At 36.4% G+C, this 3,975-nt stretch carries 3 protein-coding genes; 1 reads left to right on the top strand and 2 read right to left on the bottom strand.

Going from position 1 to position 3,975, the window contains the following annotated elements; translation table 11 throughout:
* A partial coding sequence (locus KQI76_RS11530; protein ID WP_216400433.1) for a transposase occupies nt 1-396 on the top strand: 396 nt, incomplete at its 5' end.
* Between the two features lie 175 nt (nt 397-571).
* On the opposite strand, the gene KQI76_RS11525 is transcribed toward KQI76_RS11530, so the two are convergent.
* Both KQI76_RS11525 and KQI76_RS11520 read right to left on the bottom strand, forming a co-directional pair.
* Complete coding sequence (locus tag KQI76_RS11525; protein ID WP_216400432.1) at nt 572-1,813, bottom strand: ubiquitin-like domain-containing protein; 1,242 nt, start codon at nt 1,811-1,813, stop codon at nt 572-574.
* Between the two features lie 228 nt (nt 1,814-2,041).
* On the bottom strand, nt 2,042-2,806 hold the full coding sequence (locus KQI76_RS11520) for a TatD family hydrolase (RefSeq protein ID WP_216400431.1): 765 nt from the start codon (nt 2,804-2,806) through the stop codon (nt 2,042-2,044).
* Between the last annotated feature and the right edge of the window lie 1,169 nt (nt 2,807-3,975).

Here is a 3,975-nt window from a genome sequence, read left to right as displayed (position 1 = left end):
AGTATTGTTGAAGAAATGTTAAACTATGATCCTGAGTTAAAAGCCAATTATGAACTTTATCAACGTTTATTAAAAGCGATTGACATGAAGCTTTTTGAAGGATTAGAAAATGTATTAAATGAGCGGAGCTCTTCTCTTATCTCTAGTCACATGAGAACAAGCTTAAAGACATTAAGAAAGCATCTCCCTTATATCAAGAATAGTTTTACATATTCATATAATAACGGTCGAATTGAAGGGATAAACAACAAAATTAAGGTACTAAATAAAGTCGCGTATGGCTATCGGAATTTTTATAATTACAAAAAACGCATTTTGATCCATTTCAAATTCAAAGCAATAGAAACAAATTCATTAAATCATAACCAAAAAGAATCACGAATCAAAGCAGCATAATGGCTACTTTGATTCGTGATAAACAACTAAATATATGTTAGCTAAAATTCCTCATCAACGTTATTTGACGTAGAACCAGAAAACCCTTGTCAATGTTACATACAAACATTAACAAGGGTGAGTTTCTCCCAGTGCGACTGTCAATAAGACCTCCACTGATTGAAGTTTAACTTTATTAATTAATTATTTTTACTTTCACTGTTTTACGACCGAATTGCTTAGCTTTTTCTAAAGTTGGCATGTGTAAGTCAATTTTATTCCCCTTAACGGCGCCACCGGTATCTCTGGCAACAGCATAGCCATAGCCCTCAATATACACTTTCGTTCCTAATGGAATCACACTAGGGTCAACAGCAATAACACCTTCAGGATTGGCTTTTAAATCATAACCAGTTGATGTAAGTCCACGGCCGTCACAAGAACCGCAATTCCAGTTATATGCTGTAGCATCCATTGTCAACGTTTTAGAATCACTAGTTGGTTTAGGTTCGCTACTTGACTGAGAACTTGTTTTCTGGGTGGTTGTCGGACTTGCACTACGTGATACAAGTTGTTTTATTTCTTTCGTACCAACTGCAACAACACGTTGTTCACTTTCTTTTTTTACCTCTTCACTAACTAATTCACGAGATACTTCTTCTCCATTCTCAATAGTTACAAGGTATTTCTTTTCCACTAGCCCATCAGAACCTGATGATACCACTTGCTCTTTACCTTTTTTAAGAGAAGGGTCATTTCGACGGACAGTTGAGAATTCAACCTTTTCTTCAACAACATCTGTTACCTCTTCAACACGTGTAATGCTGACGGTCATCTCTTCTTCTAGTTTTTGATCCATATCAGGCTCTATACGATCAAGTTCATCTAATTCTATCGATTCAGCCTTTAATAAATCGCCAACTGTTTTTTCAGTTGTCCAAATCTTTTCTTTTTCAGTTGCATCTCTTAAAGTGATTTCAACAGCCTGATCTAAAACAATACTAAGTCCATCTTCTATCTTAGTACCTAATTCTACATTCAGATCATCAAACTCACCAATTGCTAAATCGAGTTCATCAAAAAATGCTGCCACTGTATCTTCAGTTGTATAATATGTCTTTTCTACTTCATCAATCTTTAATGTTACCGGTTTTGCCTCTTTGTAACTCACTTTCATGCCAGTTTCTAAGTCATCATCAAGCTCATGTGATAATTTATCATATGAACTGACTTCAATACCGAGCTCAGCTAAAAAGGCACCAACTGTTTCTTCCCGGGTAATGACTGTTTCGGTTGTATCATTATGTGTAAATTCAATTTCTGCTTTTGTTAATTCTAATACGATAAGATAAGTTATGATTATGAGTGCAGACACACTTATGAATGATAAAAATATTTTACTTTTTAATACTGGCAATAGCTTAGATATTGGCTTCATGCTATTTTGCCTCCTTTTTGTTATGCGCCAGTATTATATAAACATTTAAAATGGTTGTCAAACCATTGTTTTTTCAATATTACAAAGGAAACCCTTGATTCACAAAGGGTTTCCTGGCATATTCTTTGCTTATTTCAATTATGTTAAGTAAAGGTTACAAATTGGAATACCCGTCACACGGACGTAATAAATCCTTTATTTGGGTAGTTTTCTATTTTGCTTTGCTCACTATAACTTAAATAACTGATTTGCGTTTTCACTTGTTATCTGAGCGACCTCATCAAGCTCTATTCCTTTTAGTCGAGCAATTTCCATCGCTACAAACCTTACATAGGCAGGTTCATTTCGTTTACCACGATTAGGCTGTGGCGCTAGGTAAGGGCTATCTGTTTCAATCAACAATTTGTCTAAAGGGACGACTTTGGCACTTTCTTTAACATCATGAGCATTTTTGAATGTTACCACACCACTATATGAAATATGCATTCCTAAGTCTAAAAATCGTTCTTGCCACTCAGGCGTTAAGTTGAAACTATGCATAATCCCACCGATATCTTCAACATGTTCTTCCTTTAAAACCTGATAAACATCTTCCGTACTGTCACGGTTGTGAATCACGATTGGAATATCTAATTGCTTAGCCACCCGAATTTGCCTTCTAAAAGCATCGATTTGAATCTCCTTTGGGTCTTCCATCCAATGATAATCTAAACCCATCTCACCCATTGCGACAACATTTTTTGTTTGAATGAGTTGGATTAACTTTTCTTCTACCTGATCTGAATAACTGCCTGCTTCGGTTGGATGCCAACCAATGATCGGGTAAATGCCTGGATAAGTTTCAGATAAGGCAAGGGCCTTATCAATTGTCTCGTGATCAAAGCCGACAACAGCAATCTTTGAAACGCCTTGATCGTTTGCTCGTTTGATTACTTCAAATTCATCTTCAGCAAATTGTTTAACATTTAAATGTGCGTGCGTATCGAATAACATTTTGACTGCCTCCTAAAATTTATCGAGCTGACTTGTAAAAAAATGAGTTATGAAATCATACTAGCACCGATTTTTCAAAAATCAAACTCCCAAACCTTGGTTTTATTGTAAAGTATATCGTTTTTATAACTTTATTAAAGTGTACTAATAGATAAATAATAATCTGGCAGTGAGTTAAATGTCTAAAGAAAAACCACTAAATTTTTTGGTAGTGTAAGACTAGTAGATAGATTAGGTTTTTCTAAATCATTCAAGGGTTCGCCATATACCAATACCAGTTTTAATTTGTTTCCTAGTGAGTCTAACTATCGAATTACCTCAATGAGGTTTAGGAATTTTAGTAGGATATAAGTACAGATCGTTTGATGTTGATGACGTCTTATTGAATATTACAGGCTCTATCATGAGCTTCCTTATATTTAGATTGTCTTTTAGGTTTTTAAATAATAACGCCTTAATTGAATCAAGATAATTAAAGAGACTGGGACATAACTAGTCTCACTGAGTAAAAAATAGTTCTATTTATGGCTTTTTCGTAAATAGAACTATTTTCATTTTTGTAGTGGTTTGAATGCTTTGGAGTCTTAGAGTTATTAGCCGTGAATTTCCTTAAGTTCACAGCCAATAACGCAAATCCTCTTCATTGTGTACTTTGGATTTATCTCTTTTTTTATAAAAAAAATCAATTTATGATCCATTATCAAGAGTGCCAACCAAGTGATTGGAAGGTCGGGTGGCGACTCCAGCGGGAACAGTAAACAGTCTTCGATGGGACGAGTAACCGCAAATGTTTTCGGTGGGACGAGTAACCGCAGTCCCAGTCCCAGCCCCAGTCCCAGTCCCACGAGTCCGAAAATCCTTATTGCGACAAGGTAGTGGAGCAATAAGGAATGTTGGACTAAAACCGCCACGTCCTGTGGCAACGTCTAACTGACCCACATCCTGTGCGCCCAAGGCCGTACCCGCGGAAAGCGTCCACCCAGAGTGTAAATCACGGAGTGACACCTCAAAAACATTTAAGAGGTGATGATTCTATTTAAATGATGATCAATCGAGTAGGAGGAGGCGGTTAGCCTCCGTCCTCTCACACCACCGTACGTACGGTTCCGTATACGGCGGTTCAATTAAGATTTATAACGCAAAAATTCATAACGGTCATGTAGACTTCG

Origin of the sequence: Amphibacillus sp. MSJ-3 (genome assembly GCF_018919165.1) — a bacterium.
Lineage (GTDB): Bacteria > Bacillota > Bacilli > Bacillales > Amphibacillaceae > Amphibacillus.
Note: the sequence above shows the minus strand (reverse complement) of the source record. Positions and strands in the feature narration are given on the sequence as shown.

Excerpts from the sequence above, each read along its gene's own strand:
- KQI76_RS11520 (WP_216400431.1), bottom strand. The coding sequence starts at position 2,806 with ATGTTATTCGATACGCACGCACATTTAAATGTTAAACAATTTGCTGAA.
- KQI76_RS11525 (WP_216400432.1), bottom strand. The coding sequence starts at position 1,813 with ATGAAGCCAATATCTAAGCTATTGCCAGTATTAAAAAGTAAAATATTT.